Genomic DNA, 23056 nt, shown 5'->3' with positions numbered 1-23056 from the left:
CTTCTTCGCGCCACTGGTCTGACCGCGGGTCTCGGCCCGCCGTGGTGCGGCGGGCCGGGACCCGTTCAGCGGGTGGTGTTCGTCGTGGTGGCCGGAATCCCGGTCGGAGTGGTGGGTGTCCCGCTCGTCGTCGACGACGGCGGCTGCAACGACGGGCCTTCACCGGGCCGGTCGAGCAGCCGAGCGCGGCGGCGACGTCCTCGGCGCTCCTGTCGTTCCAGCAGCGCAGGACCAGCACCGCGGTCAGCTGTCCTGTGCGCACTGCGGGACTCCGGGGACAGTGGGCTCCCGGCGCGGTGCCCTCACCCCCAAACACTGCGGCCGGCCGCCGATCCGGTTGCCCGGCACCGGGAAATCTCCGCGCGGAAGTCCACTTCGGACCGATCCGGCACGAGTAGGTGACGGTCCGTGACGGAGTCGCCGGACAGGGTGGTTGCCCGGCCGCCGGTGACTGGGACCGGATTGCCCGGGTACTGCCACCCCGACAGACCGCGCCGTCCTGTTCGGCTGTTCGTGACAGGGGAGTGACCAGGTGAGGATCGCCGTGATCTCGGTGCAGGACGACCCTTCGGCCCCGCCGCGCGACCGGGACGCCGCCGGGAGGCCGCACCGCGTCGCGAAGCTGACGGAGGAACTGCGCCGCCTCGGCCACGAGCTGACGGTCCACACCCGCAGGACCGGCGGGAGTCCGCCGGACCGGCCCGGTGTGGTGCACGTGCCCGCCGGGCCGGCGCGGCCGCTCGGCCAGGACGACGTCGTGCCGCACCTCGGCGAGTTCGCGCGGTTCCTGAGCGCCCGGTGGGAGGAGGCGCCGCCGGACGTCGTCCACGCCCACCACTGGACGTCCGGCCTCGCGGCGGTGCTCGCCACGCGCGGCACCCCGATCCCGATCGTGCTGAGCTACCACGGCCTCGCGGGCGGCGACTCCGCCGGGATCGAGCGACTGGTCGGTCGCGGTGCCGCCGGTATCGTCACCACGTCCGGGCAGGAGACCGCCGACCTGGTCCGGCTCGGCGTGCGCCGGTCGAGGATCTCGACGGTGCCGTGGGGCGTGGACACCGCGGTCTTCACGCCCCACGGCCCGGCGACACCCCGCACGGGCAGGGTGCGCGTCCTCGCGGCCGGCGACCTCACACCCCGGGCGGGCCTGGACGACCTGGTCGTCGCCCTGGCCCTCGTGAGCAGCACCGAACTGGTGGTGGCGGGCGGACCGGACCGGCGGTTCCTGCCGGGCAACGCGGAGCACGCGCGCCTCGCCGAGCTGGCCGCCCGGCACGCGGTGGCGGACCGGGTGAGCTTCATCGGGCACGTGCCGCACGCGGAGATGCCCGCGCTGATCCGTTCCGCCGACGTCGTGGCGTGCCCGCAACGGCAGTCGTCGTTCGGTGTCGTCGCGCTGGAGGCGATGGCGTGCGGCGTGCCGGTGGTGGCCTCGGCGGTCGGCGGCCTCGCCGAGTCGGTGGTGCACCGGGTGACCGGCCTGCACGTGCCGCCGCACAGCCCCGCCCTGCTCGCGCGTGCCCTGCGGCTGCTGCTGGGCGACGAGGTCCGGCGGCGGGAACTGGGAGCGGCGGGGCACGACCGCGTGCACCTCCGCCACACCTGGGACCGCGTGGCGCGCGAGGTGGTGCGGGCCTACGACCGGGCGGCCGGTCCGGAGGTGATCACGGCGCAGCGCGAGCCGGAACAGGGCCACGCGCGACAGCGGCGGGCGCGCGCGAGGGAGGAGCGGGGCAGGTGACGGCGCCGGGGGACGCCGTCACCCCGCCGGGTGGCGCTACCCCCGCCGCACAGCCGGTGACCGCGCGTTCGTACACGGCCGGCGATGCCGAACTGCGCGCGCCGGGTCTCGTCCGCGAGCAGCCCCTTCAGCGACCGCGCCGGCGGCCGGAAGTCCCGTGGCTGCACCAGAACTCTCGTCACGCCGGGCAGGACCGCGTCGCTCAGCGCACCGACTGCCGAGGCCACGACCGGGACACCGCACGCCATCGGCTCGACCGGCGCGACGCCGTATCCACAAGGTCCACTGTGGACAGTTTGGTGTCGACGGCGGTGCAGGCCGGTATCAGGGCACTGCTGCACCGCCGCTTGCCGCACCTTTCCAGGTGACGTGGAATCGATGGCAGGTGTGGGCGACCACCTCGTGGCCCGTGGCGCCCAGCTCGGCCTTGGGTGGTTCCGAGCTGCCGGCTCAACTCGAGCGTTCCGGTGGTGGGAGAGCCCGAACGTAGCGCCTCCGGCCCGCCGGACAAAGCCGAGTGCCGGTCGGAAGCCCGCAATGACCCCGAAGGTGTGAATCGCCGCCATCCGTGTCGGGAAGCGGGTCGAACGGGGGAGTGTGCGACCGCAGGTGTGCATCGCCCGTGGCAGGTCGACCACCGGTGGCCTGACGGGGTCATCCACTCGGGCGGTTCGTGGCTTTCCGGAGTTGTTGTTGGCCTGCAAGGGTTTTCGAGGCCACCACCGTGTCACCTGATCTGGCGGTCTTTGGCCGTTTCGGCCAGAACCGTGACCTCTGCTGATCACCATGGTCCTCATGATGAGGACGCCGATCTTCGACGAGCTCTACGCCAAGTACGTGGTGGGCACCCCCGCGAGAGACGGGGCGGCGTCGCCGCCGGTGCCGTCGCCGCAGGTGCCGTGGCAGGACCAGGTCGTCCCCCAGTACACGGGCCGGCACCAGACGCCGGAGTGGCCGGCCGGGGACTGACGGTGACATCGTCCAATCCGCGGCGCCGCCCGCTCCGAAGCACCGGTGTGAAGGCAACCCGATCCATCCTCGTCGGCCTGGTGTCGGTGGCCGCGGCGCTGGCGGCGGGACACCTCGTCGCGGGCCTCGTGAGCCCGCTGGCGTCGCCGTTCCTCGCCGTCGGCAACACGGCGATCGACCTGACACCGCACCCCGTGAAGGACTTCGCCGTCCGCACGTTCGGTGAGAACGACAAGCTGGTGCTGCTCGCCGGCATGGCGGTCGTGCTCGCGGCGCTGGGCGTCGTGGCGGGCCTGCTGTCGCGCCGCAGCCCCTGGCCGGGAACGGTCCTCGCCGGGGTGCTCGGCGTGGTCGGGATCGCCGCGGTGCTGGCCAGGCCCACGACCACCGGGTGGTCGGTCGTCGCGCCGATCGCGAGCCTGGTCGTCGGGGTCGCCGCGTTCCGCTGGCTGTGGGCCCGGTCGCCCGCCGAGGTCCCCGGCAGGCGGAAGTTCCTGATCTCGACCGCGGCGATCGCGGCGGGCGCGGGTGTCGCGGCGGTCGGCGGCCAGCTGCTCGCCGGCCGGGTGGACGTCGAGGCGTCCCGGCGCGGCATCACGCTGCGACCAGGTCAGAAGGCGCCCGAGATCCCGTTCGGCGCCGACTTCTCCCGGGAGGGCACGCCGACGTTCCTGACGCCGAACTCGAAGTTCTACCGCGTCGACACCGCGCTGTCCGTGCCGCGGATGCGCGCGGAGGACTGGCGGCTGCGGGTGCACGGCATGGTCGACAACGAGCTGGTCCTGACCTACGACGACCTGCTGCGCCGCCCGCTGGTGGAGAAGACCATCACGCTCGTCTGCGTGTCCAACGAGGTCGGCGGCCCGTACATCTCCACCTCCAACTTCATCGGCGTCGACCTGGCCGACCTGCTGCGCGAGGCGGGCGTCAAGAACGGCGCCGACCAGCTCGCGACGCGCAGCGTGGACGGCTGGACCTGCGGCACCCCGGTCGCCTCGATCATGGCGCCCGGCTCGAACGCGATGCTGGCCCTCGGCATGAACGGCGAGCCGCTGCCCCTCGAACGCGGGTTCCCCGTCCGGATGGTCGTGCCCGGCCTCTACGGGTACGTGTCCGCGACGAAGTGGCTGGTGGACGCGGAGCTCACCACCTTCGACGCGTTCGACCCGTACTGGGCGCAGCGCGGCTGGGGCAAGAAGGCGCCGGTCAAGGTCATGTCCAGGATCGACCGGCCCAAGGCGTTCGAGCGGGTGCCCGCGGGCAAGTTCGTCGTGGCGGGCATCGCCTGGGCCCAGCACATCGGCATCGACCGGGTCGAGGTCCGCGTCGACGGCGGGCCGTGGCAGGAGGCAACCCTCGCCACCGAGGTCAACGTGGACACCTGGCGGATGTGGCGCATCGAGCTCGACCTGGCGCAGGGCAACCACACCGTGGAGTGCCGGGCCACCGACCGCACCGGCCTCACCCAGACCAGCGACCGGGCGGCGCCCGTCCCCGACGGCGCGACGGGCTGGCACTCGATGGTGTTCACCTCGGTCGCCGGGGCCTGAGCGCCCGGTCCCATCAGGACGGCCGGAGGTGGACCGACGTGACGTCGGAGTCCAGGAACAGGTCGTGGTTCTCCGCCTCGCGGATCACCGCCACGATCACCGTGTCCGGGTTGACCACGCGCACCGCCCTGGCGATCAGGTACGCGCTGAGGTCGTCCGGCACCGCGACGATCACCCGGTCGGCGGCATCGGCCGCCGCCCGGTCCAGCGCGCATCTGTCCCGGCCGTCGCCCTGCACCGCGGTGGCGCCGTTGGCGGCGGCCTCGACGACGGCGGCGAAGTCGACGTCGAGGACCGCCAGCCGGGCGTCGGGCTGCGCCGCCAGCGCCGAGTTCACGACCCGGCGGCCGGTGTCGCCGTATCCGATGGCGAGGATGTGATCGGTCACGCCCGGACGTTCGGCGCGGGTCCCGGACCGGATTGCCCGCCGGTTCGAAAATCACCGAACCGGCCTACTCGAAGAACTTGAGGCTCCAGCCGGTGTCGGAGGGCGAGCCCGGCGAGTTCGCCCGGCTGTAGGTCGTCGAGCCCCACCACGCGAACGTCCCGCTGTACCAGTGCCGGTTGCTCCACGAGTAGGGCGTCCCCTTCGGCACGGCGTGGTACATCATCGGGAACCGCGGCCCGGACGGCGGGCTGGTCGCGATGTCGCCGTTGAGCAGCACGAACGTGTGGTGACCCGGCCCGTTCGCGGACACGGTGGGGTGCCAGCCGGACATCATCGTCGAGGCGTTCGAGCCGAACAGGCAGCCGTTGGACTTGTACCAATCCCAGACTTGCGTCGGGTCGCCGCCGGGCCGCAGGCGCAGGTCGGCGAGGCAGTACTGCTCGCTCCAGCTGCCGTTGGCGGAGTAGACGACGTGCAGCTGACCGTTGGGGTCCTTGATCGCCTCGGGCGACTCGTTGATGAACGGGTTGCCGACGACCCGCTCCCAGCTCTCACGCGGCTGGGAGATGACGTACCGCGCCCCGGTCGGCGTCGTCGGGCTGCTCATCCGCGCGATGTAGAGGTTCTGCTCGACGTTGGTGTCGCCCGCCCACCCGGACCAGACGAACCAGCGCTGGCCGTTGAAGGTGAACATCGTGCCGTCGATGGCCCACTTGTCGCCGGGCAGCGCCAGCTTCGTCTCCGCGCCATAGCCGCTGCCGGCCTGCGCGGAGCTGATGACGTACATGCGGTGCGCCGCACCCCGTCCCGCGGTGAAGTAGATGTAGAACCGGCCGCCGTCGGTGACGATCTCCGGCGCCCACACCTCGCCGAGGCCGCGGCTGTCGGTCCAGATCCGCTGGGCGGCCGCGGTGGCGAGACCGTCGGGCGAGGAGGCCTGGCGGACGACGATGCCGTCGCCGACCGACTGCACGCCGACGTAGGTGGAGCCGACGCGCAACACGCTCGGGTCGGCGGCGCGCAGACCGGTCTGGCCGGCGCCGGAACTCGGCGCGGCGGCGACCGTCAGGACGGTGAAGAGGACCAGGACGAAGGCACAGCGGAAGAACCGCGGAAACATCATGGCGACATCCCTCGGTGATCACGGGCCCGGGCAGGGTGGGCTCTTTCTGGAGGGTCGCGCACGGGCCGGTGACAGGGGAAGCAGGTCAGGGCACTTGCTCGATCCAGCCCGGCCGAATTGGTCTGAACCGGACAGGCGAGGCGCCGCGGCTGGCGCGGAGCCGGGTGCAGTGCCAAGGTGGGGGGAGCGGGCCCGCTCCGCTGACCGGCCCCGCCCACCGGCTCCGCCCCGCCCACCGGCGCCATCCCGCTCGCAGTGCCCGCCCCGCCCGCAGTGCCCGCTCGCAGTGCCCGCCCCGCCCGCAGTGCCCGGCCCGCCCGCCGGTGCCGTCCCGCCCACCAGTGCCGCCCCGCCCACAGGGCCCGCCCCACCCGGCGGTGCCGTCCCGCACACCGGCGCCGGAGCGCACGCCGCTCACCACCCTCCGGTCAAGTGCGAAGTTGGCCGATATGTGCCACTCCGCCCTCCTTGACCGGGTCGGAACGCCCGAAATAGCGTGAGTCCCCGTAAGGCGAACATCCTTCCGGCACAACGGTTGCCGGGCCCCGGAGGACTCAATGGTGAGCTCGCGCGCGCTCGAACGGCTGTGGACGGGAGAGGCCGCATGACGGCGGCACTGCTGTCGGTGCGGGGGCTGGTGAAGCGCTTTCCCGGCGTCACGGCGCTCGGAGGTGTGGACTTCGACGTCCGCGCAGGTGAGGTGCACTGCCTGCTCGGGCAGAACGGTGCCGGCAAGTCCACGCTGATCAAGGTCCTGTCCGGGGCGCACCGCCCCGACGAGGGCGAGATCCGGTGGCGGGGCGAGGTCGTGTCGTTCGGCAACCCGACGGCCGCCATGCGCAGCGGGGTGGCCGCGATCTACCAGGAGCTCGATCTGGTGGCGGGGTTGTCGGTGGCCGACAACGTGTTCCTCGGCCACGAACTGTCCACAATGGGCTTCACCAAGCGGGCGGATGTGCGCCGCAAGACGCGGGCGCTGCTCGAACGGCTGGGGCACAGGGACATCTCGCCCGACCGCGACGTCGGCCGGTTGTCCGTGGCGCACCAGCAGATCGTCAGCATGGCCCGCGCGCTGTCGCTCGACGGGCAGCTGCTGATCATGGACGAGCCGTCGGCCGTGCTCGACCCCGACGAGGTCCGCGTGCTGTTCGGGATCATCAGGGAGCTCACCGCCCAGGGGGTGGCGGTGATCTACATCTCCCACCGGCTCGCGGAGATCCGGGAGATCGGTGACCGGGTGACCGTGCTCAAGGACGGCCGCACCGTCGCGACCGGACTGGCGGCGCGCGAGGTCAGGACGCCGGACCTGATCGCGTTGATGACCGGCCGCACGCTGGACAACGTCTACCCCGACCGCACCCCGGTCGCCCCGGACGCACCGGAGGTGCTGAGGGTGCGCGGGCTGACCGACGGCGCGCGCTTCCACGAGGTCGACCTCACCGTCCGCGCGGGCGAGGTGGTCGGGCTCGCCGGGCTCGTCGGGTCCGGTCGGTCGGAGATCCTCGAGACGATCTACGGCGCGCGCAAGGCCGCCGAGGGCACCGTCGAGGTCGACGGCCGGAAGCTGCGGCGGGGCAGCATCGGCGCCGCCGTGCGCGCCGGCATGGGACTGTGCCCGGAAGAGCGCAAGAGCCAGGGGCTGCTGCTCGACCAGGCCGTCTACCGCAACATCACCGTCTCGTCGATGTCGGCGTTCGCCCGGTTCGGGTTCCTCGACGACCGCGCCGAACGCGAGCGCTCCCGGCAGCTGACCGAGTCGCTGGACGTCCGGCCCGCCGGGGTCGACCGGGTGGTGCGCGGCCTGTCCGGCGGCAACCAGCAGAAGGTCGTGCTCGCGCGGTGGCTGCTGCGCGAGTGCCGGGTGCTGCTGCTCGACGAGCCCACCCGCGGCGTCGACGTGGGCGCCCGCAGCGAGATCTACGAGCTCGTCCGCGAGCTGGCGGACTCCGGGGTCGCCGTGGTCGTCGTGTCGAGCGACGTGGAGGAGGTCCTGGGGCTGGCCGACCGGGTCCTGGTGGTGCGCGAGGGCCGGGTGGTGCACGACGGCCCCGCCGACGAGATCGACGAGTCCCGGGTCCTCGACCTGGTCATGGAAGGACACGCCGCATGAGCGAGGACACCGCCTTGTCCGCGCAGGAACGAGCACCGGTCGTGAAGAAGGAGTCGAGCCTGCAGACACTGCTCGGCTCCCCGGCCGGGCGCAACACCGGACTCGTCGTCGCACTCGTCCTGCTGTGCCTGGGCGGCGTGGTCACGGCGGGCGACCGGTTCGCCGACGTCGACAACGTGCTCACCATCCTGCGGCTCGCCGCGGTGATCGGCGTCGTGAGCATCGGCATGACGTTCGTCATCACCGGCGGCGGCATCGACCTGTCGGTGGGCGCGATCGTCGCGCTGTCGTCGGTGTGGGCGACCACCCTCGCCACGCAGGGGATAGCGAACGACACGCACTGGATCGTCATCGTGTTCACCGCGATGCTGGTCGGTGGTGCGTGCGGGCTCGTCAACGGGGCGCTGATCGCCTACGGACGGGTCGTCGCGTTCATCGCGACGCTGGCGAGCCTGGCCGCCGCCCGCGGTCTCGCCGAGATCATCTCCAACCGCAAGACGCAGATCGTGAACGTTCCCGGCTTCACCGCGTTCTTCGACGCATCGGTGCTGGGGGTACCGGTGCTCGTGCTCATCTTCGCGGTCGTCGCCGTGGGCGGCTGGGTGCTGCTCAACCGCACCACGTTCGGGCGCAGGACGTTCGCGGTCGGCGGCAACCCGGAGGCGGCGCGGCTCGCCGGCATCGACGTGCGGCGCCACACCGTGCTGCTCTACTCGCTGCTCGGCCTGTGCTGCGGGCTCGCCGCCGTCATGCTCATCGCCCGCACCACCACCGGAAGCGCCACCCACGGCGGTCTGTACGAGCTCGACGCGATCGCCGCGGTCGTGATCGGCGGCACGCTGCTCTCCGGCGGGCGCGGCACGATCGCGGGCACCGTCTTCGGCGTCCTGATCTTCACCACGCTGTCGAACGTCTTCACCCTCAACAACCTCTCCATCTCCGCCCAGGCCGTAGCGAAGGGCGCGATCATCGTGGTCGCGGTCCTCCTGCAGCAACGGCTCGCCCGACGCAGCGGCGCTTGACGCCGCCCCTCCCGACCGCTGCCACCCGAGGAGACCAGAAACCCATGCACTTCAAGAGAACCGCTCTTCTCTTCGTCGCCTCCGCGCTGGCGCTCACCGCCTGCACGGGCAACACGCCCGAGAACCAGGGCGGCGGCAACCAGGGCGGCGGCGCGAAGGTCGCCAACGACGAGCCGGGCAAGAAGGTCGTCATCGGCTTCTCCGCCCCGGCCGCCGACCACGGCTGGATGGCCGCGATCACCGACGCGGCCAAGAAGGAGGCCGGCAAGTACTCCGACGTCGAGCTGCGCGTCGTCGAGGGCACCAACGACCCCAACCTCCAGATCAGCCAGGTCGAGACGTTCATCAACGACAAGGTCGACGCGATCGTCCTGCTGCCGTTCGACGGCGCCGCGCTCACCCCGGTGGCGCTCAAGGCCATGAAGGCCGGCATCACCGTGATCAACGTCGACCGCCAGTTCGACAGCCCGTTCGCCGCCCGGTCCACGGTGCTGGGCGACAACTACGGCATGGGCGTGTCCGCCGGCACCTACGTCTGCGAGCGGCTCAAGGGCAAGACCGACGCCGTCGTCGCGGAGATCGCGGGCATCGACTCGCTGCCGCTGACCCAGGACCGCAGCAAGGGCTTCGCGGACGCGCTCAACGGCTGCGGGCTCAAGGTGGCCAACCGCGTCGCCGCCGAGTTCACCGTGGAGAGCGGGGAGAAGGCCGCCGCGAACCTGCTGCAGGCCGCCCGCAAGATCGACGCCATCTGGAACCACGACGACGACCAGGGCGTCGGCGTCGCGGCCGCGGTCAAGAACTCCGGCCGCAACGAGTTCTTCATGGTCGGCGGCGCCGGCTCGGCGAACGTGATGCGGGAGATCAAGGCGGACAACGGACCGCACAAGGCCACCGTCATCTACCCGTCCACCCAGGGCGCGGACGGCATCCGGCTCGCGCGGCTCGCGGTGCAGGAGAAGAGCCTCGGCGACCTGGTCGAGGTGGAGATCCCGCGCGAGGTCCAGCTGTACGCGCCGGTCGTGACGAAGGACAACGTCGACCGCTACCTGCCGACCGCCTTCGAGTCCTAGGAGAACCGCACGTGACGACGACACTGGGCATCGCCATGATCGGCCACGCCTTCATGGGAGCGGCGCACTCCCAGGCGTGGCGGGTCGCGCCGCGCTTCTTCGACCTTCCGGCGCGGCCGGTGATGTCCGTGCTCGCCGGCAGGGACGCCGACCGCACCAGGGCCGCCGCCGAACGCCTGGGCTGGGCGGAGGCCGTGACCGACTGGAAGTCCGTCCTCGAACGCGACGACGTGCACGTCGTGGACATCTGCACGCCGGGTGACACGCACGCCGAGATCGCGATCGCGGCCCTGGACGCGGGCAAGCACGTGCTGTGCGAGAAGCCGATGGCCAACACCGTGGACGAGGCCGTCGCCATGGCGGAGGCCGCCGAGCGGGCCTCCCGGCGCGGCGTGCGGGCCATGGTCGGCTTCACCTACCGCCGGGTGCCCGCCCTGGGCCTCGCCCGCGACCTCGTCGCGCAGGGCAGGCTCGGGCGGATCCACCACGTGCGGGCGCAGTACCTGCAGGACTGGATCGTCGACCCGGCCGCACCGCTGTCGTGGCGGCTCGACAAGGAGAAGGCCGGTTCGGGTGCGCTGGGCGACATCGGCGCGCACATCGTCGACGCCACCCAGTTCATCCTCGGCGACACCATCGCCGAGGTGACCGGCACGCTGCAGACGTTCGTGACCGAGCGGCCGCTCGCGGCCAGCCACTCCGGCCTGTCCGGCACCGCCTCCGACGAGACCGGGCCGGTCACCGTGGACGACGCCGCGCTGTTCCTGGCGCGGTTCACGGGTGGCGCGCTCGGCTCGTTCGAGGCGACCCGGTTCGCCAACGGCCGCAAGAACGCCCTGCGCATCGAGGTCAACGGCTCGGCGGGCAGCCTGGCGTTCGACTTCGAGGACATGAACGTGCTGCAGTTCTTCGACGGCACCGAGGACTCGTCCGTCGCGGGCTTCCGCCGGATCATCGTGACCGAGCCGGAGCACCCGTACGTGGGCGCCTGGTGGCCCGCCGGGCACGGTCTGGGGTACGAACACGGCTTCACCCACCAGGCCGTCGACTTCGTGCGGGCGGTCGCCGAGGGCATCGACCCCTCGCCGACGTTCGCCGACGGCCTGCGGGTGCAGCGCGTCCTCGCCGCCGTCGAGGACAGCGCGGCGTCCCGCACGTGGCAGCAGGTCTAGGGAGGGAACCGGAGATGGCACGTCCGATCACGTTGTTCACCGGCCAGTGGGCCGACCTGCCGTTCGAGGAGGTCTGCCGGCTGGCCTCGGGCTGGGGCTACGACGGCCTCGAGATCGCCTGCTGGGGCGACCACCTCGACCCGTGGCGCGCCGCGGAGGACGACGACTACGTCGCCGACCGGCTCGCGATTCTCGCCAAGCACGACCTCAAGGTGTGGACGATCTCCAACCACCTCACCGGTCAGGCCGTGTGCGACGACCCGATCGACGAACGGCACCAGGGCATCCTGTCCGCCCGCAACTGGGGCGACGGCGACCCCGAGGGCGTGCGGCAGCGCGCGGCCGAGGAGATGAAGATGACCGCGCGGGCCGCGGCGAAGCTCGGCGTCAAGACCGTCGTGGGCTTCACCGGCTCGTCGATCTGGAAGACCGTCGCGATGTTCCCGCCGGTGCCGGAGTCGATGATCGACGCCGGCTACCAGGACTTCGCCGACCGCTGGAACCCGATCCTGGACGTGTTCGACGAGGTCGGCGTCCGGTTCGCGCACGAGGTCCACCCGTCGGAGATCGCCTACGACTACTGGACGACCGTGCGCGCGCTCGAGGCCATCGGGCACCGGCCGGCGTTCGGGCTGAACTGGGACCCGTCGCACTTCGTCTGGCAGGACCTCGACCCCGTCGGGTTCCTGTGGGACTTCCGCGACCGGATCTACCACGTGGACTGCAAGGACGCGCGGCGCCAGGTCGGCAACGGCCGCAACGGCCGGATGGGCTCGCACCTGGCGTGGGCGGACCCGCGGCGCGGCTGGGACTTCGTGTCCACCGGACGCGGTGACGTGCCGTGGGAGCAGTCGTTCCGGATGCTCAACACCATCGGCTACGAAGGGCCGATCAGCGTCGAGTGGGAGGACGCGGGCATGGACCGGCTCGTCGGTGCCCCCGAGGCGCTGGAGTTCATCCGCCGCAACGCCTTCGACCCGCCGTCGGCCGCGTTCGACGCCGCGTTCAGCTCGGGCGGCTGACGCGACCTCGTCCTGTCGTCCGTGCCGATGTGACAATTGTTCGATGGAGAGCACCTTGGGTGTCGAGGCGGGATCGCCGGCCGCAGTGCTGCGCATGTTGATGGACGGCAGCCCGCGCACCCGAGCGGAGATCGTGGCCGCCACCGGCCTGGCCCGGTCGACCGTGCGGGCCAGGCTGGACCTGCTCGTGGCGGCGGGCCTGGTCAGCGACAGCGGCACGGGGGAGTCGACCGGCGGCCGTCCCGCCGGCCGGTTCGGCTTCAACCCCGGCGCCTGCCACGTGCTGGCGGCCGAGGTGGGCGCCACGCACGCGACCGTCGCGGTCTCCGACCTGGCGTGCCGGCTGCTCGCGGTCGACCAGGTCGAGCTCGACGTGGCGGACGGGCCGGAGGCGATCCTGTCGCTGCTGGCCACGACGTGGCGCACGCTGCTGCTCTCGGTGGCGCCCGCGGAGATCGTCGGCGTGGGCATCGGCCTGCCGGGCCCGGTCGAGCACTCCACCGGCAGGCCGAACAACCCGCCGATCATGCCGGGCTGGGACGGGTTCGACGTGCCGGCGGCGATCGCGGCGGAGTTCGGCGTGCCCGTGCTCGTCGACAACGAGGTCAACCTCATGGCGCTGGGCGAGCACACCGCCTCGCACCCGGACGTGCGGCACATGATCGTGGTGAAGGCGGCGACGGGCATCGGCGCCGGTCTCATCAGCAACGGCGTGCTGCACCGCGGCGCGGCGGGCGCGGCGGGCGACCTCGGGCACATCCGGGTGCCCCAGGGCGCCGAGGTGCTGTGCCGGTGCGGCAACACCGAGTGCCTGGAGGCCGTGGCCGCCGGCCCCGCGCTCGCGGCGAAGCTGCGCGCGCTCGGCCACCCCGCGCACTCCACGGCCGACGTGGTCAACCTGGTCCGCGGCGGGAACCTCGAGGCGGGCCGGGTCGTGCGGCAGGCCGGGCGCGACATCGGCGAGGTGCTCGCCGGGTGCGTGAGCATGTTCAACCCGTCGCTCGTCGTCATCGGCGGCCTGCTCGCAGAGGCGGGGGAGATGCTGCTGGCGGGCGTGCGCGAGTCGATCTACCGCCGGTCGCTGCCGCTCGCCACCGAGAACCTCCGGATCGTCGCGTCGGGCGCCGGGGTCACCGCCGGGGCGCTGGGCGCGGCGGCGATGGTGGTGCGGCACGTCCTGTCGCCGGAGGTGCTCGACGCCCGGCTGGGCGAGGTCGCCGCGGCCGAGGTGCAGTTCTCCGCCCCGTAGACGCCGTTCTCCGAAGGCCTCCGTGCCGTGCAGGGATTCCTGCGCGGCACGGAGGCCTTTCGCATGTCCTGCGCAGGTGCAGCCGTGCGGCGCACGAGTAATGGCGACGTCCAACCTGAAGTCGGTTGCGATATGACATCGAAGGACCGACTTTTGATTGACAGTCGCCAATAGTCCGCCCTACCGTCACCTCATGACTGTGGCCCACGTAACAGCGGGGATCGTGGTCGCGGTACCACGCCCCAGAGCAGGACGTCCGAGTGGAGCCGTGGCCGTGCGCAACGAGCCCACGGCGGCGACGCAGCACCTGTTGCAGCTCATGCGGACGGGCGCGACCGATCGCGCGATCGCCCGGGAGCTCGACGTCAGCCTGCGCACGCTGAACCGCCGGATCGCTCGCCTGCAGTCGATGCTCGGCGTGCAGTCGCGGTTCCAGCTCGGCGTGCTCGCGGCCGAGCTCGACTGGCTCGCCGTCAGCGGCGAGGCGACAGCCGTCGCCGGCGGATCTCCCGCCTGACGACGGCGTAGGTGTAGAGGTCGCTCGCCAGGCCCAGGAAGACGAAGAGACCGATCATCGCCGGGTGAGGTCCGGGGAGCACGTGGACCAGCGACCCGAGCACCCAGGCGGCCCAGCTCGCCCAGGTGGCGCATAGGAGCACCTGCCACGTGCGCTGGTGCAGCAGGACGTCGAAGGTGCCGGGCCGGGGCGCGGTGTCCCGCGGGGACAGTTCCATGACCGGCCAGCTGAACCGGGCGGTGGGACGGTGCCACTGGTCGTACCGCAGGTAGATGTGCTCGATGACGTCCATCAGGCCCCCGTCGTCCCGCGCGCTCCGGGCAACCGCCCCGGCCGCGACGCTACCGAGTGCGCCTCGTCGCCCGCAGTCCGTTGAATGCATTGGCCGCCAAGGCTTTCGCGCGGTCGGGCGGTGCTCAGGGGAGTGCTTCGGGGCGGTGTCCCTCCAGGAAGCGCCGCACCACCGCCTTGGGGTCGGCGGGCTGCTGCGTGGCCCGCCGGTCGACCCGCCGGGCGAACGACCGCATCATCAGCGGTCCCACCAGCGCGAAGAACGTGTGCCGCGGCGGCTCCACGACGAGGGCGCCCCGCCGCTGGTGGTGCAGCACGACCTCGTCCACCTTCTCGAGCAGCGCCTCCGGCTCGGCGAGCACCGCGGCCACGTCCGGGCTGAACTTCGCCTCCCGCATCAGGGTGAGCACCACGCCGCCGCGCGTCTCGTAGAGCCGCGCGTAGTAGCTCACGATCGTGAGCAGGTCGGCCTCGACGTCGTCGCCCGGCGCGTCGAGGTCGAGCGAGAAGCCGGTGAAGTTGCTGCGCACGGCCTGCCGCAGCAGGTTCTCCTTCGAGGTGAACCGCCGGAACAGCGTCACCTCGTTGATCCCGGCGGCCTCGGCGATCGCGCGGGTGGTCGCGCGCTCGTACCCCTGCTCGGCGACCACCTTCAGCACCGCGTCGAACACCGCCTCGTCGGACACCCGGCCGGCCACTCACCCTCCTCGATCGGCAATCGATGCAAGTGCTCACTTGCATTCAGTGTGCGCCCGGTGGCACCCTGGTGTGCAAGTGAAGACTTGCAATTCAGCCTAGCGAAGGACAGGGCCCATGGCCGACACCAGCCTCCCCGCACGTTCGTCCGTTCTCGCCCCCAGCACCGGAGAGGTCGTCGTCGGCCTGCTGGGGGCCGCGGTGGTCTCGATCGCGGTCAACGCGCTGATCGCCCTGGTGGCGGGCAAGATCATCCCCGCCGGCGCCGACCGCAAGGGCCTCGCGCTGGCCGAGTACGCGCCGGCCACCGTGATCGGCATCCTGCTCGGCACGCTCGGCTGGTACCTCGTGCGCCGCTTCGTCGCCGACCCGCGCCGCGTGCTGCGCGTCCTCGTGCCGGTGGTCGTCGTGCTCTCCTGGATCCCCGACCTGGGCATCATGGCGGGCGGCGCCACGCTCGTGAACTCGCTCGCGCTGATCCTCATGCACCTCGTCGTGGCCGCCGCCACGGTGCCGACGCTGTCGCGTGTCCTGCCGCTCAAGGCGAGGTGAGCCGGGCGAGGACAGTCGGCACAGCGGACCCGGTCGTTCGACTCGAACGGCCGGGTCCGCCCGTTCTCCGTCCCGCGCCCTCGCCCACCCGGTCCCGTCACGAGGTCCGAACGGATGAGGCGCGATCACGCCTTTCGCACACCTGTCGGTGTGCAACTTTGTAGGCTGCTCCCGTCGGAACCCGCGGCGGTCGGCGCGCGTCGACTCAGACGGACAAGGCGCTCGGGACACGAGGACGATGACGGAAGAGACGTTCGGGCCCTACCGGATCGAGGAACTGCTCGGTCGCGGTGGGATGGGTGAGGTGCACCGGGCCTACGACACGGCGCACGACCGGTTCGTGGCGCTCAAGAGGCTGTCGCCCGGCTACCACGACGACGAGGACTACCGCGCCCGCTTCCGCCGCGAGGCGCAGATCGTCGCCCGCCTGCGCGAGCCGCACGTCATCCCGATCCACGCCTACGGCGAGATCGACGACCGCCTCTACCTCGACATGCGGCTCGTCGAGGGCGCGGACCTGTCCGACCTGATCGAGCAGGGCACGCTCGACCCCGCACGGGCCGTGCGCATCGTCGAGCAGGTGGCGAGCGCGCTGGACGCCGCGCACGCCGACGGCCTGGTGCACCGCGACGTGAAGCCGTCGAACATCCTCGTGACCGCCGGCGACTTCGTGTACCTGGTGGACTTCGGCATCGCCCGCAGCTCGTCCCCGGCGGCCACGAGCCTGACCGCGTCCGGCTCGGTCGTCGGCACCCTCGACTACATGGCCCCGGAACGCTTCGAGAGCGGCCCGGTCGACGGCCGCGCGGACGTCTACGCGCTGGCGTGCGTGCTGTTCGCCTGCGTGGCGGGCCGCCGCCCGTTCACCGCGGACGGCACCGCCGCCCAGATCTGGGCGCACATGCGGGAGGAACCGCCCAGGGCGTCCCCGCTCAACCCGGCCGTGCCGCCCGCGCTCGACGGCGTCATCGCCAGGGGCATGGCCAAGGACCCCGCCGCCCGCTACGCCACGGCCGGCGCGCTGGCGCTGGCGGCGGCCGAGGCGCTGACCGCTCCCGCCGGGCGCCCCGCGCCCGCGACGCCCGCCGGGGGACAGCCGGGACTCGTGGCGCCCGCCGGACTGCCGGGCCTCGCCGCTCCCGCGACGCCGGCCGGGGGGCAGCCCGGACTCGCGCCGCCCACCCCATCCGGTGGGGTGCCGGGCCAGGCGACACCACTCGGCGGTGTGCCGGGTCAGGCCACGCCTTCCGGTGGGATGCCAGGACAGGCCGCGCCTTCCGGTGGGGTGCCGAACCAGGCCACGCCTCCCGGTGGTCAGGCGGTGCCGGGCGCTCCCGCCGGCGGCCGTCCCCCGCTGGCGGGCGGCTTCCCCCGTCCTGCCTCGGGACCCCAGCCGGCCCCGCAGTTCCCGCGCCCGACGACACCCCAGTCCGGCCCGCTCTCCTTCCAGCACCTCACGACCGGCCCGCAGCCCGTCCGCCCGCAGCCCTACCCGCCGTCCCGCGCGACCTCGCCGGGCAAGCGCGCCGCCCTGGCCGGCGGCGTCCTCGCGGTCGTGGCGGTGATCGTCACGACCGTGCTGATCGCCACGACCGGCGACAAGTTCCTCGGCTCCGGCACTTCCACCAGCGTCACCACGAGCAGCACTCCGGCCAGTTCGAGCAACGGCAAGAGCAGCGTGACCACCACGACGTCCACGACCACCACGACGAGGTCGCCGCAGGACGACGCGCTGGTGGCCGCCCTGCCGCAGGTCTACAAGACCTCGAACCTGTGCCTGCCGATCAAGCCGGACCAGGCCGCGGTCGCCGCCGTGCGCTGCGGGACGGTGCCCGACAACGACCCGTTCGCGCCCCCGCCGGAGGCGGCCGAGTTCCTGCTCTTCGGCGACCGGGCCAAGCAGGACGCGTTCTTCCAGGCCGTCGTGACGAGCAGGGGCATCCCGCGCCGCGACGACCGCGGCGGCTGCCGCCCCAAGGTCGACGCCATCCACTACGCGCTCTTCTACCGCGACACCTCCGGCCCGCTCGAGGGCGAGTTCACCACGTGCTTCCTCGCCGACGGCGAGGCGCAGGTCTGGTGGGTCGACACCAAGACCCTCACGATCGGCGTGCTGAAGAAGAAGGGCGACATCGACGTCCTGGACAAGCTCGACCTGTGGTGGAACCACAACGTCCTGTCGAAGTTCTAGGGCCTGTCCCGCGGGGCCGTTCGACGCCCCGCGGCACGCTTGGTCACGCCGAGCCCTGCGGCCCGGCGCGACGAGCTCCTACCAGGTGTCGCGCGCGGTGACCCTCCAGCCCGCAAGGCCCCACCGCGCGCATCCGGCGGCGCCGTCGCCGCCGGACCGTCACCCGGCTGATCGGCCTCCCCAGGCATCACACCCGGCCCCGCGGCAGCAGCCCGCGCGCGAAGGCGGCCTGCCCGGCGTGCTGGAGGTCGTCCTCGATCACGCTGACCAGCCGCACCACCCGCGTCACCGGCGGGTCCCACGCCTCGTCGACGACGTCCGCCAGGTCGGCGTTCGGCACCCCGCTCAGGTAGGCCCTCGTGCGCTCGTGCACGGCCCGGTGGTAGCCGAGCAGCTCCTCCGCCGTCGCGGCCACGGCGGCGACCTGGCCGGAGTCGTGCCCGTAGCCGGTGTCCTCGGCGGGCAGCGGCAACGCGAACCGCTCGGCCCAGCCCTCGCCGGTCCACACCTGGGCGGTGCCCGCCAGGTCGGCGACGTGGTCGTCCTGCACGCGGGTGAGGTGCCAGACCAGCCAGGCGATCGAGTTCGCCGAGCCGCCGGCCCGGTGGGTGAGCTGCTCCTCGGTCAGGCCGTCCAGCACCCGTTCCACCGCCTGCCGGACCCGGTCGAAGCCGTCCTGGAGCACGTCCGTCGCACTGGTTTCGCTCATGGCCCGGTGTACCCGCGGCCGGGCCCCGCCAGTCGTCGGCCGCGAGTTGTCCAGACCTGACACAAGCGGACAGGAATCGCGCTGACACGGTCCGTGATCGCGGTTCCGTGGTGCACTGCCAGCCACGGCTCCGGTCGGGTCCGGTGCCGGGAAAGGTGCACCGGATGAGCCCGAGGCGGCGGATCGGTCGTGTTCTCCTAGCCCTGACGACGATGGTCGGCGTGGTCACCGGTGCCCCACCGGCGACAGCGGCCACCACGCCCGCGCTGCGGTTCGCGCACCCGCTCAGCCAGGCGTTGTACGGCAACGCCTACGCGGCGGCGCTGGACAACCTGGTGCGCGTCAACACGCTCGGCTACGACTCGCGCTACAACAAGAGCGGCCTGATGGACCCCGCCACCGGCTTCGTCCGCGCGGGCGGGGGATACCAGCAGCCGTGGACGCGGGACGCCTCGATCAACAGCTGGAACGCGGCCAGTCAGCTGACCCCGGCCGTCGCCCGGAACACGTTGTGGGCCGTCGTCGACAAGGACTCCGCCGGCGCGTTGCGCGTGCAGCAGGACGACCAGCAGTGGGACCAGGTCATCTGGCTCACCGCCGCGTGGAACCACTACCTCGTCACGGGGGACCAGCCGTTCCTCGACAACGCCTACCAGGCCGCCAGGAACACGCTGGCGATCAGGGAACGCGCGGGCACCGCCGGGTTCAACGCCACCTACGGGCTGTTCACCGGTGCCTCGTTCTTCAACGACGGCATCGCGGGCTATCCCGCGCCGCCCGCCGACGCGACCGAGTCCGTCAGCACCGGCAGCATGCCGTGGCCGGGTGTCGCGAGCGGGATGTACCTGAGCACCAACGCGGTCTACCACGCCGCCTACCTCAACGCCGCAAACATGGCCGAGCGGCTGGGACGGGCGGGCGAGGCCGCCGGGTACCGGACCAGGGCCGCGGCGCTCAAGACCGCGATCAACCGGTACTTCTGGAACGCGCAGACGGGCCTCTACAACTACCAGCTCCTCGCCGACGGAACGCCCGGGGCGTACCAGGAGGGCACCGGCCTCGCGTTCGCGCTGCTCTTCGACATCGCGAGTCCCGCGCAGGCGCAGTCGGTGATGAGCCGCGCCCGCCTGATGACCTGGGGCATGCCCGACACGTTCCCGCACTGGGACCGCTACTCCGAGGCGCAGCCCGGTCGGCACAACGCGATCGTCTGGCCGCTCGTGCAGGGGTTGTGGGCCAAGGCGGTGGCACGGCAGGGCAACCAGACCCTGTTCGCCGGCGAGGTGACGCGGCTCGCGAAGCTCGCCAACAACAACAGCGGCTACTGGGAGATCTACAACGGCAGCACCGGCGTGGTCGACGGCGGCTACCAGCGGCTCGGCGACACGGTGAAGTTCCACTGGGGCTCGGAACCCGACCAGACCTGGTCCGCCACGGCGTTCCTCGACATGGTCCACACCGGACTGTTCGGCTTGCGCTACACCGACCGGGGACTGGCCTTCGCGCCGAACCTGCCCGCGGGCTGGGGCGACGTGACGCTGCAGAACCTGCGCTACCGCGAGGCGGACCTGACGATCACGTTGCGCGGCGCGGGAACGACGATCGGCTCCGTCAAGGTCGACGGGCAGCCGTCGCGCGCCGAGATCCCCGCCACGCTCAAGGGCGCGCACACCGTCGAGATCACGCTGACGGGCGCGGCCGCGGGCGACCGCGACGGTGACGGCGTCGCCGACGCGCAGGACCGGTGCTCCGACATCGGCGGACCGGTCGCCGGCTGCCCCAGCCCCGCCCGGCTCGACGCCGAGGACGCGCGCAACACCGGTGGTGTCAAGACGAACGTCAACCACACCGGCTACTCCGGCCGCGCGTTCGTCGACGGGCTGTGGGCCGAGGGCGCCTCGTCGTCGTTCACGGTGCACCGGTCGTCTTCGGGCCAGGGCACGGGTTCGGTGACCCTGCGGTACGCCAACGGCAACAGCGACACCCGCACGATGACGATGTCGGTGGACGGCCGCGCCGTGCGGCAGGTGAGCTTCCCGAAGGTCGCCGACAGCTGGGACGCCTGGGGCACCGTCACCTTCGACGGTGTTCCGGTGAGCGGCAGCGACCCGGTCGTCACGTTCTCCTACGGCTCGGGCGACAACGGGCGGATCAACCTCGACTGGCTCAGCTACAGCGGAGCCTGACCGGCGAGCCCGGCGACGAAGGCCGCCAGGTCCGCGTCGCCGAGCTCACGGCCCGCGGCCAGGCGCTCGGCCCAGCGGTCCCGGCCGAGCGCCGCCTGCCCCGCGGCGGCGGCCCGGTCGCGCGCGGCGGCCACGAACGGCGTGATCTTCCTGCGCCGCCACCGGTCCGCCGCCCCCAGCAGCGCCGCGGCCGGTTCGGGCGCACGCGCGCACAGGTGGCTCGCGTGCAGGTCCAGCGCCTCCGCCACGGCGTCGCGGTCACGGGTGGTGCGGCTCATCGAGGTCCGCAGGGTCTCGGCCAGCTCGCGCCACCCGGCCGCGGCGTCGCCCAGCGCGTGCCGGACCACGCTCGCGCGCAGCCGGACCGTCGCCTCGACGCGGTCGTTGCCGTTCTCCTCGGCCGTGTCCGCCAGCAACCGGTCGGTGCGGCGCAGCGCCGCGGACGCCGTCGCGGGGTCGGAGCCGAGCAGCGCCACGGCCGCGGTGACCGAGGTGAACGCCGCCAGCAGCGTGTGGCCGCCGGCGGTGAGCAGCGGCACGGCCTGCTCGGCCCGGCGGACCACGGCGGCGGTGTCGCCGAGGTCGAGGGAGAGGAAGGCGAGGTTGAACAGCGTGCGGCCCAGCTCCACCGGTCCGGCCCCGGCGCGCTCCTTGGCCGCCAGCGCGGCTTCCAGCTGCCGCAGGGCGTCCTCGGTCCGGCCGAGCTCCGAGGACACCGACGACAGGTTGTTGAGCACGCGGCCGAGCGTCACGTCGTCGCCGGAGCGCCGGGCGACGGCGAGCGCGGACCTCAGGTGCGCCAAGGCTTCGCGCGGTGTGCCCTGTTCCACCGCGACCTGGCCGAGCAGGCTGAGCCCGGCGGCGCGGGTGGCGTGGTCGTCCGGCGTGGTCGCCGCCAGGGCGCGCCGCGCGGTCCCGGCCGCCGCGTCCAGGTCGCCGCGCAACGCCGCCAGCTGGCCGGATCTGAGCAGCAGCGCCGGAACGCCACCGGCGCCCACCTGGCCGAGCAGCTCCGCGCCCTCGCCGAGGCGGCCGGTGGCCTCGTAGAACCGCACCAGCGCGATCGCGACGCCGGCGTCCAGCTGCGCGGGGTCCTCGGCCGCCGCCCAGCGCACCGAGGCGCGGAGGTTGGCGGCGTCGAGGGCGCCGAACGCCGACTCGGCGCGCAGCTCTTCCAGGTAGTGCAGGGCGATCCGCCTGCGGACGTCGTCGGCCTGCCCCGACGCGACGAGCTGTTCCCTCGCCAGTTCGGCGGCCGTGTCCGGCAGCGCGTACCGCGACGAGCCGCCGTCCGGCTCGGTCCGGACCAGGTTGATGTCGACCAGTTCGGTCAGTTCCGCGAGCGACGGCCCCAGCGCGGCCTCCACGTCGATCAGCCGGACACCGCCGTCGAACCCGCCCAGGCAGCGGAACACGGCGCGCGCCCGAGCGGTGACAAGGCCCAGCGAGGCCTCGATCGCCGCGCGCAGCGACCGGTGCCGCACCGGCAGGTCGCGATCGCCGTCGGTGAGGTAGCGCAACCCGTGCCCGAGCCGCCCGGCCAGGTCCACCGGGCTCATCAACCGCACCCAGCCCGCCGCCAGCTCGATCGCGAGGGGGAGGTGGTCGACCCGGCGGCAGATGGTCTCGACGGCCGCCTGGACCTCCGCGTCGAGCGGGGCCTCCAGCCGGGCGCGGCGGGCGAACAGCTCGGCCGCGGCGCCGGAAGGCAAGCCCGCCAACGGGACCACGCGTTCGTCGCGGACCCGCAGCGGCCGCTGGCTCGTGACGACCACGGTCAGCCCCGGACACCGGCGGGGCAGCGCGGCGAGGTCGGCCGCCGCGTCCACGAGCTGTTCGAACCGGTCCACCACCAGCACCACCCGCCGGTCGCGCAGGTGCGCCGCGACCCGGTCCGGTGGCGCCAGCCGGGACGGCCCGCAGCCGAGCGCGTCCGCGACCAGGTCGCCGACCAGCGCGACGTCGGTGACCGCGGACAGGTCGAGCGTGCGCACGACGAGGTCGGTGCGGCCGGTCAGCACCGCGGCCAGTTCGGCGGCGATGCGCGACTTGCCGGCCCCCGCGGGACCGGTGACCGTCAGGAGCCGGTGCCGCGCCGCCACCACCAGGTCCAGCAACGACCTCAGCTCGTCCGACCGCCCGAGCAGGCCGCCGCCGGAGCTCGGCGCCGGGAACCGGGCGGGCACCGCGTCGGGGCGGGCCGCGGCGAGGAACGCGGTGAGGTCGTCCCCGGCCAGTGCCAGCGCGGCCGCCATCAGCCGCACCGACTGCGCCCGCGGCACGCGCCTGCCCCGCTCGAGGTCGCGCAGCGCGCGGTCGCTGATCCCGCTGCGCCCGGCCAGTTCGAGCTGGCTCAGCCCGGCGTTCGCCCGGTGGCGGCGCAGCAGCTCGGCGAACGGGCTCGGCGAACCCATCGGGCGACCGTAGCGGAAGTTCCCCGGAAACTCCGTCGCTTTTCCTCGCCCCCGGCGGCTCCCGGCGGGCACCGTTCTGCA

General features: G+C 72.9%; 20 protein-coding genes. 13 read left to right on the top strand and 7 right to left on the bottom strand.

Annotation, left to right across the window (positions count from 1 at the left end; all coding sequences use genetic code 11):
* The first annotated feature begins 532 nt into the window (after nucleotides 1–532).
* Nucleotides 533–1741 carry a glycosyltransferase gene (locus ACFWGZ_RS16870; RefSeq protein ID WP_382452426.1) on the top strand — a complete coding sequence of 403 codons (1209 nt, stop codon included), beginning with the start codon at nucleotides 533–535 and terminating at the stop codon, nucleotides 1739–1741.
* Here the strand turns inward: ACFWGZ_RS16870 and ACFWGZ_RS16865 are convergent.
* Nucleotides 1636–2307, bottom strand: a complete 672-nt coding sequence (locus ACFWGZ_RS16865) for a glycosyltransferase (RefSeq protein ID WP_382452425.1) — start codon at nucleotides 2305–2307, stop codon at nucleotides 1636–1638. The two genes, ACFWGZ_RS16870 and ACFWGZ_RS16865, sit on opposite strands and share 106 nt — an antisense overlap.
* A 229-nt stretch (nucleotides 2308–2536) precedes the next feature.
* Between ACFWGZ_RS16865 and ACFWGZ_RS16860 the strand changes: the two genes are divergently transcribed.
* Together ACFWGZ_RS16860 and ACFWGZ_RS16855 are read left to right on the top strand one after the other, a co-directional pair.
* Entirely contained in the window at nucleotides 2537–2710 is a 174-nt protein-coding gene (locus ACFWGZ_RS16860) for a hypothetical protein (RefSeq protein ID WP_382452424.1), read from the top strand.
* 47 nt (nucleotides 2711–2757) lie between these two features.
* Nucleotides 2758–4260, top strand: a complete 1503-nt coding sequence (locus ACFWGZ_RS16855; RefSeq protein ID WP_382452423.1) for a molybdopterin-dependent oxidoreductase — start codon at nucleotides 2758–2760, stop codon at nucleotides 4258–4260.
* Nucleotides 4261–4273: 13 nt separating this feature from the next.
* Here ACFWGZ_RS16855 and ACFWGZ_RS16850 read toward each other — a convergent pair whose 3' ends face one another.
* Together ACFWGZ_RS16850 and ACFWGZ_RS16845 are read right to left on the bottom strand one after the other, a co-directional pair.
* Nucleotides 4274–4648 carry an NAD-binding protein gene (locus ACFWGZ_RS16850; RefSeq protein ID WP_382452422.1) on the bottom strand — a complete coding sequence of 125 codons (375 nt, stop codon included), beginning with the start codon at nucleotides 4646–4648 and terminating at the stop codon, nucleotides 4274–4276.
* Nucleotides 4649–4712: 64 nt separating this feature from the next.
* Nucleotides 4713–5771, bottom strand: a complete 1059-nt coding sequence (locus ACFWGZ_RS16845; RefSeq protein WP_382452421.1) for a glycoside hydrolase family 43 protein — start codon at nucleotides 5769–5771, stop codon at nucleotides 4713–4715.
* A 604-nt stretch (nucleotides 5772–6375) separates the two neighbouring features.
* Between ACFWGZ_RS16845 and ACFWGZ_RS16840 the strand changes: the two genes are divergently transcribed.
* From ACFWGZ_RS16840 to ACFWGZ_RS16810, 7 genes are all read left to right on the top strand, one after another.
* Nucleotides 6376–7881: a sugar ABC transporter ATP-binding protein gene (locus ACFWGZ_RS16840; RefSeq protein WP_382452420.1), complete on the top strand. Its 1506-nt coding sequence runs from the start codon at nucleotides 6376–6378 to the stop codon at nucleotides 7879–7881.
* Nucleotides 7878–8903 (top strand): ABC transporter permease, encoded by a 1026-nt coding sequence (locus ACFWGZ_RS16835; protein ID WP_382452419.1) that lies wholly within the window; start codon nucleotides 7878–7880, stop codon nucleotides 8901–8903. Before ACFWGZ_RS16840 ends, ACFWGZ_RS16835 begins: the two co-directional genes overlap by 4 nt.
* Before the next feature lie 44 nt (nucleotides 8904–8947).
* Nucleotides 8948–9976, top strand: coding sequence for a substrate-binding domain-containing protein (locus ACFWGZ_RS16830; protein WP_382452418.1), 1029 nt, complete (start codon nucleotides 8948–8950; stop codon nucleotides 9974–9976).
* Nucleotides 9977–10011: 35 nt separating this feature from the next.
* On the top strand, nucleotides 10012–11148 hold the full coding sequence (locus tag ACFWGZ_RS16825; RefSeq protein WP_382452427.1) for a Gfo/Idh/MocA family protein: 1137 nt from the start codon (nucleotides 10012–10014) through the stop codon (nucleotides 11146–11148).
* 14 nt (nucleotides 11149–11162) lie between these two features.
* Nucleotides 11163–12170 carry a sugar phosphate isomerase/epimerase family protein gene (locus ACFWGZ_RS16820; protein ID WP_382452417.1) on the top strand — a complete coding sequence of 336 codons (1008 nt, stop codon included), beginning with the start codon at nucleotides 11163–11165 and terminating at the stop codon, nucleotides 12168–12170.
* Nucleotides 12171–12213: 43 nt separating this feature from the next.
* Nucleotides 12214–13419, top strand: coding sequence for an ROK family protein (locus ACFWGZ_RS16815; protein WP_382452416.1), 1206 nt, complete (start codon nucleotides 12214–12216; stop codon nucleotides 13417–13419).
* Nucleotides 13420–13693: 274 nt separating this feature from the next.
* Nucleotides 13694–13936, top strand: coding sequence for a LuxR C-terminal-related transcriptional regulator (locus ACFWGZ_RS16810; RefSeq protein WP_382452415.1), 243 nt, complete (start codon nucleotides 13694–13696; stop codon nucleotides 13934–13936).
* Here ACFWGZ_RS16810 and ACFWGZ_RS16805 read toward each other — a convergent pair.
* Both ACFWGZ_RS16805 and ACFWGZ_RS16800 read right to left on the bottom strand, forming a co-directional pair.
* Nucleotides 13893–14228, bottom strand: coding sequence for a hypothetical protein (locus ACFWGZ_RS16805; RefSeq protein ID WP_382452414.1), 336 nt, complete (start codon nucleotides 14226–14228; stop codon nucleotides 13893–13895). The two genes, ACFWGZ_RS16810 and ACFWGZ_RS16805, sit on opposite strands and share 44 nt — an antisense overlap.
* 124 nt (nucleotides 14229–14352) lie before the next feature.
* Nucleotides 14353–14925: a TetR/AcrR family transcriptional regulator gene (locus tag ACFWGZ_RS16800; protein WP_382452413.1), complete on the bottom strand. Its 573-nt coding sequence runs from the start codon at nucleotides 14923–14925 to the stop codon at nucleotides 14353–14355.
* 115 nt (nucleotides 14926–15040) lie between these two features.
* On the opposite strand from ACFWGZ_RS16800, the gene ACFWGZ_RS16795 reads away from it, so the two are divergent.
* Together ACFWGZ_RS16795 and ACFWGZ_RS16790 are read left to right on the top strand one after the other, a co-directional pair.
* A complete protein-coding gene (locus ACFWGZ_RS16795; RefSeq protein WP_382452412.1) occupies nucleotides 15041–15475 on the top strand; it encodes a DUF6069 family protein in 435 nt (144 codons plus the stop codon).
* A gap of 238 nt (nucleotides 15476–15713) precedes the next feature.
* The gene (locus tag ACFWGZ_RS16790; RefSeq protein WP_382452411.1) at nucleotides 15714–17666 is read left to right on the top strand and encodes a protein kinase; all 1953 of its coding nucleotides are present in this window, start codon (nucleotides 15714–15716) and stop codon (nucleotides 17664–17666) included.
* Between the two features lie 187 nt (nucleotides 17667–17853).
* Here ACFWGZ_RS16790 and ACFWGZ_RS16785 read toward each other — a convergent pair whose 3' ends face one another.
* Nucleotides 17854–18375 (bottom strand): DinB family protein, encoded by a 522-nt coding sequence (locus ACFWGZ_RS16785; RefSeq protein WP_382452410.1) that lies wholly within the window; start codon nucleotides 18373–18375, stop codon nucleotides 17854–17856.
* Between the two features lie 164 nt (nucleotides 18376–18539).
* Between ACFWGZ_RS16785 and ACFWGZ_RS16780 the strand changes: the two genes are divergently transcribed.
* Nucleotides 18540–20561, top strand: coding sequence for a glycosyl hydrolase family 65 protein (locus ACFWGZ_RS16780; RefSeq protein ID WP_382452409.1), 2022 nt, complete (start codon nucleotides 18540–18542; stop codon nucleotides 20559–20561).
* Here the strand turns inward: ACFWGZ_RS16780 and ACFWGZ_RS16775 are convergent.
* Nucleotides 20546–22975, bottom strand: a complete 2430-nt coding sequence (locus ACFWGZ_RS16775) for an ATP-binding protein (RefSeq protein WP_382452408.1) — start codon at nucleotides 22973–22975, stop codon at nucleotides 20546–20548. The genes ACFWGZ_RS16780 and ACFWGZ_RS16775 overlap by 16 nt on opposite strands.
* Nucleotides 22976–23056: the final 81 nt, after the last annotated feature.

Source organism: Lentzea sp. NPDC060358, assembly GCF_042725365.1.
GTDB lineage: Bacteria > Actinomycetota > Actinomycetes > Mycobacteriales > Pseudonocardiaceae > Lentzea.
Note: the sequence above shows the minus strand (reverse complement) of the source record. Positions and strands in the feature narration are given on the sequence as shown.